This is a genomic window from Rhizobium nepotum 39/7 (assembly GCF_000949865.1).
In the GTDB taxonomy this organism is placed as follows: Bacteria; Pseudomonadota; Alphaproteobacteria; order Rhizobiales; family Rhizobiaceae; genus Agrobacterium; species Agrobacterium nepotum.
The window spans coordinates 178,446-192,234 of record NZ_JWJH01000005.1; the positions used below are offsets into that span (position 1 = coordinate 178,446).

The window sequence follows — 13,789 nt, forward strand, 5'->3', positions numbered from 1 at the left end:
TGACGATGGCCATGCACCTGAAAACTCCTCTCCTCGCTGCCCTCATTTTCGCAACCGCTGCTGTGCTTCCCGTGCGCGCCCAGACGGAGGCGATCGACGCGCTGCCGGTTTCGGCGATCTTCGTTGTCAGCAGCGGCATGTGGGAAGAGCAGAATTTGGAGCCTGTGGCAGGCACTGACGGTCAGCTGCGGCCGCCGCCGGCGACGCCTACACGCGGCTATTACAAGGTGGTTGCGATCCGCCAGGGCGATGGCACCGCGAGAGTCTACCTACAGCGCATCGCATTTGCCGCCAACGGACCGAACCTTCTCGAAAACATCGAGCTGGAAGAATTCAGCCAGATGAAATCCTACGTCACGGATATTCGCCCAGAAAGCTCGAACGGCGCACCCGCCTCGCCCGGCCTGTTCGTAACGGTCTATCTGAAAACGGACCCGGTGGCCAAGGAAGCGGAAAGCTGGACGATCCTGATCGACGAGCTTGGTGAAATGAAAATCGAGAAAGCCTCGAACTGAGAGCAAGTCCGGTTAGACGGGATCGTTCGACATGCTTTATCGTTTTGTTTTTCGCGTGTTCCGGACGTAAGACCGCTGCGCACTTTTACTGGAAATGCTCTACGTATCAAGCTCGTGTGGCCCGGCCAGAACCGCGCCGAAATGATGTTTCCATAATCTGGCGCCGAGTTCGCCGCTGCGGTCGAGGCTGGAGCCGATTGTCAGCCACGGTAGAAGCGTGGGATGAAGCCCCGCATCGAACAAAGCAAAACCGGCCGCCAGCACGCAGGTGTCGGCCTGAATGCCGCAGACCAGCACCCTTTCGAGCTTCAGAGATAGAAGGTGATCGATCGCCTCTTTTGGCGGCCCGTAACCGTGCTTGATGAAAATATGGTCCGCCGGAACCAGCGAGCAGTCGTCCCTGCCCGGTTTCCAACCCAATTGCCGTTCGAAAGGCGTCACGTTTTCATCGTGGCGCTCGACGGTGGCGATGCTTGGCATGGTCGCGGCCAGCGCAGATATATCCGCCACCAGCGGCGCCGGCGGGTTGAAGCTCGGCTGGACGTCGATGATAAAAAGCGCCTGTTTCACGCATGTCCTCCAGAGTACGTCCTGTTTAAATGGTGCCGTCTGACGTGCTCTACCTCTTTATTTCCAAGCATTTTCCGGACGTAAAACCGCTACGCACTTTTATTGGAAATGCTCCAACGAAAAACCCCTCGCAATTATCTTGCGAGGGGCGATCTTTTCCAATCGACGCATTGCAGCGTCTTAGTCGATATCCGCCACGTCCACGTCTGCGCCGCCGCTGATGCGGTGCGCGAGAGCCGCTTCCATGAACTGGTTCAGATCACCATCCAGCACGTTGCCGGGTGCGGTGCTTTCCACGCCGGTACGCAGGTCCTTGATCAACTGGTAGGGCTGCAGGACGTAGGAACGGATCTGGTGGCCCCAGCCGATATCGGTCTTGGAAGCAGCCTGGGCGTTTGCCGCATCTTCACGTTTTTGCAGCTCCACCTCATAGAGACGGGCGCGCAGCATGTCCCACGCCTTGGCGCGGTTCTTGTGCTGGGAACGCTCCTGCTGGCAGGCCACGGCAATACCGGTCGGTATGTGGGTGATGCGCACGGCCGAGTCGGTGGTGTTGACGTGCTGGCCGCCCGCGCCCGAGGATCGATAGGTATCGATACGGCAATCGCTCTCGTTGATGTCGATCTGGATCGAATCGTCAACGACAGGGTAAACCCAGACGGAGGAGAACGATGTGTGGCGACGCGCATTGCTGTCATACGGCGAAATGCGAACGAGGCGGTGCACGCCCGATTCCGTCTTCAACCAGCCGAAAGCATTGTGGCCCTTGACGAGGATCGTCGCGGACTTGATGCCGGCTTCTTCGCCGTCGTGAACTTCCAGCACTTCGACCTTGAAACCTTCGCGGTCGGCCCAGCGGGTATACATGCGAAGCAGCATGTTGGCCCAGTCCTGGCTTTCCGTGCCGCCGGCGCCGGAGTGCACTTCGAGATAGCTGTCGTTGCCGTCGGCCTCACCGGAGAGCATTGCTTCCACCTGACGGCGGTTCGCCTCGCTCTTCAGCGCCTTCAGCGCATCTTCGGCGTCCTTGACGATTTCGTTGTCGCCTTCCATCTCGCCGAGTTCGATCAGCTCGATATTGTCCTTGAGCTGCTGCTCGAGCGCCCTGACGCCGCCGATGCTGTCATCCAGCTGCTGGCGTTCGCGCATCAGTTTCTGGGCCTCGGCGGCATCGTTCCAGAGGGTCGGATCCTCTGCCTTGTTGTTCAACCAGTCCAGTCGTCTTATCGCCTGGTCCCAGTCAAAGATGCCTCCTCAGCAGGCTTACGGCCTGCTTGATTTCGTCGACTACGTTCACAATTTCATTGCGCATTTCGCTGGTTCTTCGCCTTCATTGAAACTGGTTGCTCAAATAAATGCGGGGGGCGCGGATGTAAAGACCCGCGCCCCCCGCCAAGCATAAGACTGGTATCAATAAAGACCGCCGCCACCGCCGGTGATGGCCTGCTGGGCCTGCGGCGAGGTCTTCAGAATATCGTCCTGCGACATATAGCCTTCCGCGCCGATCACCGAGAAGCTGTCGGCCGGGCCGGTGCCGGGCTTGAAGGCTTCCATGATGGTGTCCGGCTGGCCTTCCGCCGCCGCCATGCCGGTTTTACGGTTGACGGCGACGAACTTCATGCCCTCCGGCACGATGAACTTGCTCGGTTGCAGGTGCTTGGCCGCATCGGCGATGAACTCGCCGAAGATCGGCGCCGACAGCGAACCACCGGTGCCGCCGCGACCGAGCGGTGCCGGCGAATCGAAGCCGATGTAAAGACCGGCAACCATGTCCGGCGTGTAACCGACGAACCAGGCGTCCTTTTCATCGTTGGTGGTGCCCGTCTTGCCGGCAACCGGCAGATCGACCTTGATCTTGCCTGCCGCCGTGCCGCGCTGCACGACACCTTCCAGCATGGAGGTCGTCTGGTAAGCGGTCATCGGGTCGAGAACCTGCTCGCGATTGTCGACGATGACAGGCTCGTCCTGATTTTGCCAGCTCGTCGCGTTGCAGCCCTCGCAAGCTCGCTCCTCATGCCGGAAGATCGTCTTGCCGTAACGGTCCTGGATGCGGTCGATCAGCGTCGGCTTGATCTGCTTGCCGCCATTGGCGATGACCGAATAGGCCGAGACCATGCGCATGATGGTGGTTTCACCGGAACCGAGCGACATTGCGAGAAGCGGCGGCATCTTGTCGTAGATGCCGAAGCGTTCGGCATATTCCGCGACCAGATTCATGCCCATGTCCTGCGCCAGACGCACGGTCATGAGGTTACGGGATTTTTCGATGCCGAGACGCAGGGTCGAGGGACCGGCGGAGCCCCCGCCGTAATTCTGCGGTTTCCAGACCTGACCGCCGGAAACCACCTCGATGGGCGCATCGAGAATGACCGATGCCGGCGTATAACCGTTGTCGAGCGCGGCCGCATAGATGAACGGCTTGAACGAGGAACCCGGCTGACGCATTGCCTGCGTGGCGCGGTTGAATTCCGATTGCGCATAGGAGAAGCCGCCGACCATGGCCAGAACGCGGCCGGTATGCGGGTCCATCACCATCATGCCGCCCTGCACCGTGGGGGGCTGGCGCAGGCGATATTCGCTGCCGGTATTGGAAAGCGGCTGCGCATAAACGACATCACCCGCCGCCAGAACGCCGACCGGCGACTTGGAGGTCGGCTTTTTGCCAGTCGCATCGCGATAGGCCCAGCGCATGTTTTCAGCGGAGATATGGCCCCGCGTGCGCTTGTCGCCATCTTCGGTATCGGGATCGACCTGCACGCCGATATCGACGCCGTCGGCCGCAACGGCGAGAACCACGGCGACCTTCCATTCGGGAACATCGCGCAGGCCTTTGACCTTGGCGAGCGCCGCCGTCCAGTCGCCAGCCGTCTCGATCTTTTCGATGGGTCCACGGAAACCGCGACGCTCGTCATATTGCACCAGACCATCCTGAAGCGCCTTGCGGGCCTCCATCTGAATCTGCGGATCGAAAGAGGTGCGGACCGAAAGCCCGCCTTCGAGAAGCGCTTCCTCGCCGTATTTTTCAACGATCTGACGGCGGACTTCCTCGGCGAAATAGTCGGACGCGAAGATATGCGCGCCACCGCGGCGCAGATTGACGCCGAGCGGCTGCTTTTTGGCGTCCTCGGCATCGGCGACCGTGATGTAGCCATTCTCGGCCATGCGGTCGATCACCCAGTTGCGACGCTCCAGCGCCGCCTTCTCGCGGCGGATCGGATGATAATTGGCCGGGCCCTTCGGCAGAGATGCCAGATACGCAGTCTCCGCGATCGTCAGTTCCGTCACCGATTTGTTGAAATAGGTGAGCGCCGCACCGGCGATGCCGTAGGAATTCAGGCCGAAAAAGATCTCGTTGAGATAAAGCTCGAGGATCTTGTCCTTGGAATAGGTCTGCTCGATACGGAAGGAGAGAAGCGCTTCCTTCAGCTTGCGGTCGATGGTCTGGTCATTGGTCAGAAGAAAGTTCTTCGCCACCTGCTGGGTGATGGTCGATGCGCCGACCGGGCGACGACCCGAGCCGAGATTCTGGATGTTGACGAGAACGGCGCGGCCGAGACCCCAGATGTCGACCCCGGGGTGGTTGTAGAAATTCTTGTCTTCCGCCGAAAGGAAAGCCGCCTTGACCCGGTCCGGAATAGCCTGGATCGGCAGGAACAGGCGTTTCTCATGGGCGTACTCCGCCATCAGCGCACCGTTGCCGGCGTGCACGCGGGTCGTTACAGGCGGTTCATACGTGCTCAGAACTGCGTAATCCGGCAGGTCCTTCGTCACGCCGTGCAAATAAATCGCACCGGCGGCGGCGGCGCACAGGAAGAGCACGCTGGCCAAGCCGAAAAAATATCCAATCAGTCTGATCATACCAAGCTACCGATAATTCGAATCGTAACCATCAACGCCCGACGATGTACGGGCGCATCCTTGCATATCGCGTGCCGTTTTGCACACCATACCTTCGATGACAAGCCGGAACGGCAGCATTCGCTGATATGTTACCACGCCGCCGGCCCACAATGGCGCTCCGGCTGCGTTGTGGATCCCCACAGAATCCGCTTCCCGAGTAACGCGGCGAATGTGAGTAAAATAGGGCTTCATGTCCTTAATCGTCCGCAAGGTCCAAGAATTGAACAGCTTTTTCGGCTGCCGGCGGTGCTGCGGCAACAGGACCATCGCCCCGCCGCCAAGCGTCTCAGCCGCCGTTCGCCATGGCCTTGGCCCGGTATCGTCCGACTGCGGTTGCCAGCGTATCGGCGACCTTCTTGCGCCATTCCGCATCGAGAAGCAGTTTCTCGTCTTCCGGATTGGACAGGAAACCGAGTTCCAGCAGTACCGACGGCACATCATGGGCGCGCAGCACCATGAAACCGGCGTAACGATGCGGATTGTTGATGAGACCGACCTGTCCCTCGAAGGAGGAAACGATGTTTTCGGCCAGCGTCACCGAAAAGGCCTGCGTTTCGCGGCGGGTGAAATCGAGGAGAATATCCGCCACTTCCGGCGGCTCGCTGGAGGCCGCCACGCCAGCGATCTGGTCGGACTTGTTTTCACGCTCCGCCAGCTCCTGCGCCCTGCGGTCCGAAGCCCGGTCGGACAATGTATAGACGGTCGCGCCGCGGATGCCCTTCTGCTTGAGGGTGTCGGCATGCAACGAGATGAACAGGTTGGCGTTATTCTGCCGGGCGATCGTCACCCGCTCGGACAAAGCGAGAAACGTATCCGAATCGCGGGTCAGGAACGCCTTGATGCCGGGCTCCCTGTTCATCCGCTCCACAAGCTCCTTCGCAAAGGTCAGCGTGATGACCTTTTCCTCCGTGCCTGTCACGCCGCCGGAGGCGCCGGCGTCGATGCCGCCATGGCCGGCATCGATCGCGATGACAAATTCGGTCGAACGCGATGTCTTGTCGTCGGGCGCGATCGCGGCGGTGGAGACAGGGGCTGGCGCCCGCCATTGCTGCTCCTTCACCAGCTCGGCGAATTTGGCCTTGGTGGTGATCTCCGCATCCAGCGTGAACCGGAAAGCTGCGCCGTCTTCGCCCTTTTTGGTTTCGGCAACAGCGACCTGCACCGACTTTTTCGCCGTCAGCACGATACGGGCGCTGTTTTGCCCCATGCTGCCGAAGCGGATATCCGAAAAAAGGCCGGTCGGCGCCAGATCGGCTGCGGGGAAGGCGAAATTCACCGCCGGGAAATCCACGACGATGCGGGCTGGCGAATCGAGATAGTGAATGTCGAACTCCGGCTCCTCGGCAAAATCGAGAACGATGCGCGTGCGCGCCTCGTCGCCGACAATGCGCGCCTGATGGGCGACGAGCGGCTCCTGGGCGACTGCCTGCTGGCCGCAGGAGACAGTTGCGGCAACCGAAAAGACGGCTGGCAAGACAAGGGCAACCGCGAGCCGCGCGATTCGCGCGCCAAGCGGCCCTGCCCCACCGAATATCGCTGCGCTGCGCGTGAAATTCATGGTCTTCAAGAAATTCCGTATTTCAGTCATTTTCGACAAATGAGGCGGAAAAGTGCCGGGAACAGCACCTTTTCAATCACGCAGGACGATTGTTTGCGCGTTTGCGCCCCACAATCGCAGGCGTTGGTGAACCAATTATTAACCCGGAAATTCCACCAATAATATGGCATATTTAGCCAGCCTATTGCTATTATGACAGAGAAAACATACAACAAGGATGAGGGTTAAAAGTGTTGACGGGATAGATGCCCGCCGGCTGCCAATCGAAAAAGACGCTGGCGCTGCAAAACGGGCAATCATCTGCCGTCGTTACATTTATCCTGAAACTGGATCAATTCCGGCCGTGGCCGGAGACCTACCCGGTGGCGTTGCCACCGCTGCTCTGAGGAGAGCAAATTCATCGGATCCCAAGGGGTCTATATATTATTGTCGTTCCGCCTGGCCAATGATGTCGCAGCAGTTTTCACATGAACCGGATACCAGGAGCAGGCCAAGCGCCTCGCCGTCGGTCCGGATGCTGCCAGTTTACAGAGGCCCGGCTGGAGACTTCATTTCCGGCACATCCTTGCACTCATATGAAAGGCTCGTCCGTGTGGCGGGCCTGTTCTCGTATAAAACAAGGCTGCGCCGAGGAGCACAGCTTACATGGCAGACAAAATGCTTATCGACGCCTCCCACGAAGAGGAGACACGCGTAGTCGTTGTCCGTGGGAACCGGATCGAAGAATTCGATTTCGAATCGGAGCACAAGAAACAGATCCGCGGCAACATCTACCTTGCCAAGGTCACGAGGGTTGAACCCTCTCTTCAGGCGGCCTTCGTTGACTACGGTGGAAATCGCCACGGTTTTCTCGCTTTTGCGGAAATTCACCCGGATTATTACCAGATTCCGCTCGCCGACCGTCAGGCCCTCTTGAAGGCGGAAGCTGAGGATCATCGCCGCAGCGACGACTTCGAATCGGCTGACGCCCCCGAGCCCGGCGCACCGGCATTTGATCTGTCGCAGGCGGACCAGCCCGATGTCGGCATCGTTGCCCCGACTGAAACCGCGAAGGTCGTGGTCGCGGAAGAAACCGCCGCCATTGCCGAAGAGGCCTCTGGAGACGTAGCGGCTGAAGCCGTCGAGGCTGTTGCGGAAGAAGCGCCCAAAAAGCGTGCCCGCCGTCCCCGTGCCAAGAAGAAGGTAGCGGAAGAAGAAGCCGTTTCCGAGACCACTGAGGCCTCTTCCGAAGAAGATGGCAGCACGGGCGGCGAAATGGCCGCCATGGTCGATACCGATACGATTTCCGAGGAAGTCGACGGTCTTCGCCGTGGCAATGACGATGATGACGACGACGATGATGACGATCATCACGAAAAGGAAGTGATCGAATCCGTCGGCGCCGAAGACGCCATGGAAGAGGTTCCCGATCGCGTTGCGCGCAAGCCGCGCAAGCAGTATCGCATTCAGGAAGTCATCAAGCGTCGCCAGATCCTTCTGGTGCAGGTTGCCAAGGAAGAACGCGGCAACAAGGGTGCCGCGCTGACCACTTATCTGTCGCTCGCCGGACGTTATTCCGTGCTGATGCCGAACACGGCGCGCGGCGGTGGCATTTCCCGCAAGATCACCCAGCCGACCGACCGCAAGCGCCTGAAGGAAATCGCGCGCGATCTGGAAGTTCCGCAGGGCATGGGCGTCATTCTGCGTACCGCAGGCGCCAACCGTACCCGCGTCGAGATCAAGCGCGACTTCGAATATCTGATGCGCCTGTGGGAAAACGTCCGCACGCTGACGCTGAATTCCACGGCCCCCTGCCTCGTTTACGAGGAAGGCTCGCTCATCAAGCGTTCGATCCGCGATCTCTACAACAAGGATATCAGCGAGATCATCGTTTCGGGCGAAGAAGGCTATCGTGAAGCGAAAGACTTCATGAAGATGCTGATGCCGAGCCACGCCAAGGTGGTTCAGCCTTACCGCGACATTCACCCGATCTTCTCGCGCTCCGGCATCGAAGCCCAGCTCGACCGCATGCTGCAGCCGCAGGTGACGCTGAAATCGGGCGGTTATCTCATCATCAACCAGACCGAGGCTCTGGTTTCCATCGATGTGAACTCGGGCCGTTCGACCCGTGAGCATTCCATCGAGGAAACGGCGCTGACGACCAACGTCGAGGCTGCCGAAGAAGTGGCGCGTCAGCTGCGTCTGCGCGACCTTGCCGGTCTCGTCGTCATCGACTTCATCGACATGGAAGAAAAGCGCAACAACCGCACCGTCGAGAAGAAGCTCAAGGATTGCCTGAAAAACGACCGGGCGCGCATCCAGGTCGGCCGTATCTCGCATTTCGGCCTGCTGGAAATGTCGCGCCAGCGCATTCGTGCTTCGGTGCTGGAATCGACCACACAGGTCTGCCAGCATTGCGGCGGCACGGGCCATGTCCGCTCCGAATCCTCCGTCGCGCTGCATGTCCTGCGCGGTATCGAGGAATATCTGCTGCGCAACACGACCCATAACATCACGGTGCGCAGCACGCCGGAAACGGCGCTCTACCTGCTCAACCACAAGCGCGGCACGATTGTCGATTATGAAGGCCGCTTCGGCGTGTCGATCATCATCGCCGCCGATGCCAGCGTCGGTGCGCAGCATTTCGCCATCGATCGCGGCGAAGCCGTCGAAAATCCGGTGAAGATCGAAAGCCTTATCCAGATGCTTCCGAGCTTCGTGGAAGAGGAAGACGACTTCATCATCGAGGCGGAAGAGGATGAAGACGAGGAAGAAATCGTCAAGGTGCAGGCCGGCGAACCGCGCCAGCAGCAGCCGCAGGGCGACAATGGTGAAGACGGCAAGCGCAAGCGCAAGCGTCGTCGTCGCCGTCGTGGCAAGGGCGGACAAAACGACCAGAACGGTGCAGTCGATGCCCAGGCTGGTGACGACACGGACGCTGATGATGCGGACGATGAAGATGGCGTCGAAACCGATGCAGGCGACGCCGATGAAAACGGCGTGAACGAAGCTGCAACCACCGACGAGGATGGCAAGCGCAAGCGCCGTCGTCGCGGCAAGCGTGGCGGCCGCCGCAACCGTGCGGAAGACGAGGCTCTCGAGGCCGCAGGCTCCGATGGCGAAGACGAAGGCACCGAAGGCGAAAGCGAAGAGGTTTCCGCCGCAGCACCCGTAGCCGAAGAACCTGCCGCCGCCGAAGTGGTGGAAGGCGTGGTTGCCGAAGTTGCGGAAGAGGAAGCCCCGAAGAAGCCGCGCCGCACCCGCAAGGCGAAGACCAAGACCGACGAAGCGCCCAAAGCTGAAGTAGTGGAGGCCCCCAAGGCTGAAGTGGAAGCCAAGGTCGTTGAAACGGTCGAGCCGGTGATCGTTGCGCCAGCAGTCGTTGCGCCAACCGTCGTCGATGTCGCCATCGAGGAAGTGGGCGAAGCCTCGGCCGATCTAGGTCCGGACGCCGAAGCACCCGCAGCGGAAGAAAAGGCCCGCGCGAACCGGGGCAGCAATGTCTCGAATTCGGAGCCGGTAGTGACCTCGTCTGGCGCGCCTGCCAATCCTGACGGCGACGAGCCGAAGCCGCGCAAGGGCGGCTGGTGGCAGCGCAAGGGCTTCTTCTGATAGAACGCACTGAAACAAAAAACGCCCGCAACCATGTTGCGGGCGTTTTGCTTTGTTGGCGGACGTTACGTTTCCGCCATGCCAGACATCAAACAGATCGCGTCAGGCCACCATCGACGCGGATGTTCTGGCCGGTGATGTAACCGGCACCTTCGGAAGCCAGAAACGCGACGGTTGCGGCAATCTCCTCGCTCGTTCCGTAACGCTGCATCGGCACACCCTGGCGGCGTTCTTCCGTGGCGGGCAGACTGTCGATCCAGCCGGGCAGGACATTGTTCATGCGCACATTGTCGGCCGCATAGGTATCGGAAAAAATCTTGGTGTAGGAGGCAAGGCCGGCGCGGAACACGGCCGATGTCGGGAACATGCTGCTCGGCTCGAAAGCCCAGGCGGTCGAGATGTTGACGATCGCGCCCGCCTTCTGCTTCACCATGAACGGAGCCACGATCCGCGTCGGGCGGATGACGTTCATCAGGTAGACATCGAGACCCGAGTGCCATTGCTCGTCGGTGATATCGAGGATGGCGGCGCGTGGGCCATGGCCTGCACTGTTCACGAGAACGTCGATACGGCCGAATTTTTCGAGCGTCAGCTCCACCAGTCGATTGAGATCGTCATTGGACTGGTTGGAGCCGGTGACGCCGATGCCACCCAGTTCCTTCGCCAGCGCCTCCCCCTTGCCCGAGGACGACAGGATCGCGAGCTTGTAACCATCAGCACTTAGACGTTTCGCCACGGCTGCTCCCATGCCGCTGCCGCCCGCCGTCACAATCGCCACTTTTTCTGTCGACATCGTTGTTTTCTCCATTTCCAATCGGGCGAACCGCCGCATGGCGACCCTTCTCCATCCTTAACCCGCTCTATCTATAGCGGGTTTCGGAAGCGAGTTCGAACCAGAAAGCCTTGGGCCGGCTTGAAGAAAAACTGATGCTGAAGATGTGTCAGCGCCGCAGTTACGTATCCGTCGAATGGACGTGCCTGCTGTCCGGCGGGGCCTCTTCCCTCTCCCGCAGCCCGTAATCACGCATGACATAGGCGATACGCAGCCGGTAATTACAAAAGACGCCGGACCGTCCCAGCGCCTGTGCCGCACGATGCGGCGCGGTGTTGCGCCACGCCTTCACAGCTTCCTCATCCCTAAAGAACGACAAAGAGAGCATCTTGTCCGGATGGGTAATGCTCTGAAACCGTTCGACGGACAGGAACCCGTCGATGGTTTCCAGTTCGGAGCGCAGGCTGGCGGCGATATCGAGATAATGCTGTTTCTCGCCTTCCGCCGGCCAGACCTCGAAGATGACGGCGATCATCGTGCGCCTCCGCCATGGGGAGCGGACGCCAGGCGCAGGAAAAGCCTGTCCTCACGGCGAATGAATTGCTCACGCTTCGCAAATTCGTAGTTCTCGCGCCCCGCCGGGTCGGCGGCAAGCCGTGCCCTGTAGGCCTCGTAGGCGGCGAGGCTCTCGATATTGTAGACGCCATAGGCAATCGTGCTCGATCCTTCCTTCGGCGCGTAATAACCGATCAGATCGGCCCCACAGCGCGGTATCGCATCGCCCCAGTTGCGGGCATATCGATCGAAGGCATCGACCTTGAAGGGGTCTATCTCGTAGCGGATGAAGCAGGTCAGCATCATTGGTCTCCTCGTGTTCTGCCTCTCCTGTCTATGCCATTGCCTCACGTCAATGCTTCGGCTATCATCGAACTATGAAAGACGGACCCTTGATCGCCAATGTCGCCGCCCTGATCGGCGACCCCGCCCGCGCCAACATATTGACGGCGCTGATGGACGGGCGTGCTCTGACGGCAAGCGAACTTGCGGAAGCGGCCGGCGTGACCTTGCAGACCACCAGCGGGCATCTGGCGAAACTCTCCGAGGCGCAGTTGCTGAAGGCGGAGAAACAGGGGCGGCATCGTTATTTCCGCCTTTCCGACGAGGATGTGGCGCAGGTACTGGAAGCGCTGATGGGGCTTGCCCAGCGCACAGGCGCAGTGCGGGTACGCACGGGACCAAAGGACAAGGCGCTTCGCGAGGCGCGCATCTGTTACGATCATCTGGCCGGAGAAAGCGGCGTGGCGCTGCTTTCCACCATCACCACAAACGGCCTCGTGACCACCGGCGACGATCCGGCACTTACAGATAGCGGCCGCGATTTCTTCTCAAGCTTCGGCATCGACCTTTCGCCGCTGGAAAAGGCAAGACGCCCGATTTGCCTGCATTGCCTGGACTGGAGCGAACGCCGCCACCATCTCGGCGGCGGGCTTGGCGCATCGCTTCTTAAAGCCATGCAGCAGCGTGACTGGCTGCGGCACGGAGACGGCCGCGTGCTGACCTTCACCACAAAGGGTGAAAAGGCCTTTGCCAGCACCTTCGGCTGCACACCCGCCTGATCCCGAATAGGGGCAGACGAATCGGTCGCTTATTTCAGCCAGCCGGCGATGCGTCCCACCGCTTCGGCAATATCCGATACCGAACCCGCATAGGAAATGCGCAACGCCCTGTGGCCTTCCTCGGGGTCGAAATCCATACCGGGTGTCGCCGCCACGTCGATTTCCGCCAGCATGCGTTTGGCGAAATCCATGCTGTCGTTGGAAAAGCGGCTGGTGTCGACATAGGCGTAAAAAGCGCCGTCCATCGGAGACGCAAGCGGCAGGCCGATTTCCGGCAGGCGCGCCATCAGGAAATCGCGGTTGGTGCGATAGCTTTCCCTGTAGACATCCAGTTCCTCCGCCGCCGAAAAGGCTGCGGTTGCGGCAAGCTGGGAGAGTTCCGGCGGTGAAATATAGAGGCTCTGGGCCAGACACTCGACCGGACGGACAAGGTTTTCCGGCAGGACCATCCAGCCGATGCGCCAGCCGGTCATGCAATAATATTTCGAGAAGGAATTGATGACGACGGCATTGTCGGTGATTTCGAGCGCGCTCGTCTCCTCACCGACAAAGGTGAGGCCATGGTAGATCTCGTCGGAAATGAAGGCCATGTCGCGGCTTTCGCAATAATTTGCTAGCCTTTTCAACGCCTCGCGGCCGGTGACTGTTCCGGTTGGGTTGGCCGGGCTTGCCAGAAGCACGCCCTTCAGCTTGCAGCCCGCCTTGGTTTCCGCCCGCTCCAGACTGGCCGGCGTCAGCGTATAGCCGGTTTCAGCCGTTACCGGCACTTCCACGACATTGAGGCCGAGCGCCTTCAGAATATTGCGATAGGCCGGATAGCCTGGCCTTGCGATCGCGACGTAGTCACCGGCATCGAAAAGGCTGAGGAAGGCGAGATTGAAGGCGGCGGAAGAACCGGTGGTCACGGCGATGCGCGCCGGATCGACAGCGATCTGGTGGCGCAGCCGGTAATGGCCGGCGATCGCTTCACGCAGTTCGCGCAGGCCAAGCGCGTCGGTGTAGCCGATCCGCCCGTGCTTCAGCGCCTCCTGCGCCGCCTCCAGCGAGGCTTTCGGCGCGGGGTGGGAAGGTTGGCCGACCGCCATGGAAATGACGGGGCGCCCCGCCTGCCGTCGCCGGTTCGCCTCCGCCAGAATATCCATGGCATGGAAGGGTTCGACTGCGCTCCGCTTCGACATCGTTATCAAGGGCATGCTCTTTCCTGAACCGTATTTCAGAGACTTGCCGCAGAATCACACTCTTCACAATCGTGCGACCACAATGCGGA

At 60.2% G+C, this 13,789-nt stretch carries 11 protein-coding genes; 3 read left to right on the forward strand and 8 right to left on the reverse strand.

What is annotated here, in order from left to right:
- Positions 1 to 11: 11 nt before the first annotated feature.
- A complete protein-coding gene (locus tag RS75_RS06790) occupies positions 12 to 515 on the forward strand; it encodes a hypothetical protein (RefSeq protein ID WP_045018814.1) in 504 nt (167 codons plus the stop codon).
- A 99-nt stretch (positions 516 to 614) separates the two neighbouring features.
- Here the strand turns inward: RS75_RS06790 and RS75_RS06795 are convergent, their stop codons facing one another.
- The 4 genes from RS75_RS06795 to RS75_RS06815 form a co-directional block, all read right to left on the reverse strand.
- On the reverse strand, positions 615 to 1,085 hold the full coding sequence (locus tag RS75_RS06795) for a cysteine hydrolase family protein (RefSeq protein WP_045018588.1): 471 nt from the start codon (positions 1,083 to 1,085) through the stop codon (positions 615 to 617).
- 180 nt (positions 1,086 to 1,265) lie between these two features.
- Positions 1,266 to 2,397 (reverse strand): peptide chain release factor 2 gene (gene prfB, locus RS75_RS06800; protein ID WP_152643115.1). Its coding sequence is split into 2 segments (ribosomal slippage): positions 1,266 to 2,327 and positions 2,329 to 2,397, totalling 1,131 coding nucleotides; the frame shifts between segments, so codons are not numbered across the junction.
- Between the two features lie 98 nt (positions 2,398 to 2,495).
- Entirely contained in the window at positions 2,496 to 4,943 is a 2,448-nt protein-coding gene (locus tag RS75_RS06805; protein ID WP_045018592.1) for a penicillin-binding protein 1A, read from the reverse strand.
- A gap of 328 nt (positions 4,944 to 5,271) precedes the next feature.
- Complete coding sequence (locus RS75_RS06815) at positions 5,272 to 6,543, reverse strand: N-acetylmuramoyl-L-alanine amidase (protein WP_045018596.1); 1,272 nt, start codon at positions 6,541 to 6,543, stop codon at positions 5,272 to 5,274.
- A gap of 645 nt (positions 6,544 to 7,188) precedes the next feature.
- Between RS75_RS06815 and RS75_RS06820 the strand changes: the two genes are divergently transcribed.
- A complete protein-coding gene (locus RS75_RS06820; RefSeq protein WP_045018598.1) occupies positions 7,189 to 10,134 on the forward strand; it encodes an Rne/Rng family ribonuclease in 2,946 nt (981 codons plus the stop codon).
- Positions 10,135 to 10,222: 88 nt separating this feature from the next.
- On the opposite strand, the gene RS75_RS06825 is transcribed toward RS75_RS06820, so the two are convergent.
- The 3 genes from RS75_RS06825 to RS75_RS06835 all read right to left on the reverse strand — a co-directional run bounded on the left by RS75_RS06825 (position 10,223) and on the right by RS75_RS06835 (position 11,764).
- Positions 10,223 to 10,927, reverse strand: coding sequence for an SDR family oxidoreductase (locus tag RS75_RS06825; RefSeq protein ID WP_045018815.1), 705 nt, complete (start codon positions 10,925 to 10,927; stop codon positions 10,223 to 10,225).
- 160 nt (positions 10,928 to 11,087) lie between these two features.
- Positions 11,088 to 11,441, reverse strand: a complete 354-nt coding sequence (locus RS75_RS06830; protein WP_045018600.1) for an antibiotic biosynthesis monooxygenase family protein — start codon at positions 11,439 to 11,441, stop codon at positions 11,088 to 11,090.
- Positions 11,438 to 11,764 (reverse strand): NIPSNAP family protein, encoded by a 327-nt coding sequence (locus RS75_RS06835; RefSeq protein WP_045018817.1) that lies wholly within the window; start codon positions 11,762 to 11,764, stop codon positions 11,438 to 11,440. Before RS75_RS06835 ends, RS75_RS06830 begins: the two co-directional genes overlap by 4 nt.
- Before the next feature lie 74 nt (positions 11,765 to 11,838).
- On the opposite strand from RS75_RS06835, the gene RS75_RS06840 reads away from it, so the two are divergent.
- Positions 11,839 to 12,522, forward strand: coding sequence for an ArsR/SmtB family transcription factor (locus RS75_RS06840; protein WP_045018602.1), 684 nt, complete (start codon positions 11,839 to 11,841; stop codon positions 12,520 to 12,522).
- 29 nt (positions 12,523 to 12,551) lie between these two features.
- Here the strand turns inward: RS75_RS06840 and RS75_RS06845 are convergent, their stop codons facing one another.
- Entirely contained in the window at positions 12,552 to 13,709 is a 1,158-nt protein-coding gene (locus RS75_RS06845; RefSeq protein ID WP_045018819.1) for a pyridoxal phosphate-dependent aminotransferase, read from the reverse strand.
- Between the last annotated feature and the right edge of the window lie 80 nt (positions 13,710 to 13,789).